We start from the raw sequence: 1,953 nt of genomic DNA, 5'->3' as shown, positions 1-1,953 counted from the left end.
CGGCCTGCAGTTGCGGGCATTCGAGGGCTTGCAGGCTCGGGCGCAGCACCTGGCTGGTCTCGAACATGAAGGCCATGGTGTTATCGATCTTGTGCGGCGCCAGGTCGGCGGCAATGGCCTTTTCGCAGGTTTCGGCGTCGGGGCCGTGGGCGCTCATCACCCCGTGCAGCGAGGCACCGCCCGGCAGGAAGCCTTCGGCCTTGGCATCGTAGGCACCATTGATCAGGCCCATGAACTCGTTCATCAGGTTGCGGTGGAACCAAGGTGGACGGAAGGTGTTCTCGGCCACCATCCAGCGTGGCGGGAAGATCACGAAGTCCATGTTGGCCAGGCCATGCACGCTGGTCGGCGAGGTCAGCACGGTGAAGATGGACGGGTCCGGGTGGTCGAAACTGACCGTGCCAATGGTATTGAAGCGGCGCAGGTCGTACTTGTACGGCACGTTGCTGCCGTGCCAGGCAACCACGTCCAGCGGCGAGTGCTGCAACTGGCAGGCCCAGTGTTCGCCGAGATACTTCTGCACCAGTTGTACCGGTCCCTCGGCCTCTTCGTAATGCGCCACCGGGGTGAGAAAGTCACGCGGGTTGGCCAGGCCATTGCTGCCAATCGGGCCAAGGTCCGGGAGGCGCAGTGGGGCGCCGTGGTTTTCGGCGATATAGCCACGGGCCTGGCCGTCCAGCAGTTCGACCCGGAACTTCATGCCGCGCGGGATCACCGCGATCTCCAGCGGCTCGACCTGCATCACGCCCAGTTCGGTGGCGATACGCAGGCGGCCATGCTCCGGCACCACCAGCAGTTCACCGTCGGCGTTGAAGAACACACGCTCCATGGAGCGGTTGGCGCGGTAGATGTAAATGCTCACGCCGGTCGGCTTTTGCGCCGCTGCGTTGGCCACCATGGGCAGCCAGCCTTCGATGAAGTCGGTCGGCTCGGCAGGGATTGGCTGGGGGCTCCAGCGCAGGCGGTTGGGGTTGATGTCACCCAGCGGCCCGCTCAGCGGCTGGCACGCCAGGCGCTCGAAACGCGGGTGCAATGCAGACGGGCGAATGCGATACAGCCAGGTGCGGCGCAGCTCGCTGCGGGCCATGGTGAACGCCGTACCCGAGAGCAACTCGGTATACAGCCCATAGGGCGCCCTCTGCGGCGAGTTCTGCCCGACCGGCAAGGCCCCCGGCAGCGCTTCGCTGGCAAACTCGTTGCCGAAGCCGCTGAGGTAGTGAAGGTCGGGTGACATATCGCGATTCATCGATGCCTCCGGGCTCTGGCCGAGCCGTTGCTGGCAGCTGGCTGCTGGCCCGTGACGGGGTGGCAGCGCGTCTGCATTGTTTTTATCGTAATCAGATTACGAATAACGTAATTTGCTACGCGACTGGCGTCAAGCTATAAAGGCCCACTTGAAGAATCCGGAAGAAGATGTCCATGGCCAAAGCCAGCTCCCCCACCGACAACGGCAAGCAGAAAGTTCGCTCGGCGGAGGTCGGCACCGACATCCTCAAGGCCCTTGCCGAGCTGTCCCCCTCCACCTCGCTGTCACGTCTGGCCGAACATGTGCAGATGCCTGCAAGCAAGGTGCACCGCTACCTGCAGGCACTGATCGCCAGCGGCTTTGCCGAACAGGATGCAGCCACCAACCATTACGGCCTTGGACGCGAAGCGTTGCGCGTGGGGCTGGCGGCACTGGGCAGCATCGATGTACTGAAGGTTGCCGCGCTGCCGCTGTCGCAATTGCGCGACGAGTTGAACGAGAGCTGCTTCATTGCGGTGTGGGGCAACCAGGGCGCGACGGTGGTCACTATCGAGCCGGCAGTACGCGCGGTTACCGTGGTGACGCAGATGGGCTCGGTGCTGCCGCTGCTCACATCATCGACCGGGCTGGTGTTCGCCGCTTACCTGCCCGAGCGTGAAACCGTGGAGCTACGTGACCGCGAGCTGGCCGCCCTGCAGCATGGCGCC

General features: G+C 64.2%; 2 protein-coding genes. One reads left to right on the top strand and one right to left on the bottom strand.

All coding sequences use genetic code 11. The annotated features are described in order from the left end of the window. Positions 1–1,246: homogentisate 1,2-dioxygenase (hmgA, locus tag HP547_RS28560; RefSeq protein ID WP_172288853.1), on the bottom strand; the 1,246-nt coding region annotated here is incomplete at its 3' end. Between the two features lie 173 nt (positions 1,247–1,419). On the opposite strand from hmgA, the gene HP547_RS28555 reads away from it, so the two are divergent. Continuing rightward, positions 1,420–1,953 (top strand): IclR family transcriptional regulator (locus tag HP547_RS28555; protein ID WP_172288851.1); only part of this gene is annotated, 534 nt, incomplete at its 3' end.

It is taken from the genome of Pseudomonas sp. CM27, assembly GCF_013179515.1.
Lineage (GTDB): Bacteria > Pseudomonadota > Gammaproteobacteria > Pseudomonadales > Pseudomonadaceae > Aquipseudomonas.
The sequence above is the reverse complement of the archived record's forward strand: the minus strand, read 5'-3'. Positions and strand labels throughout refer to the sequence as shown.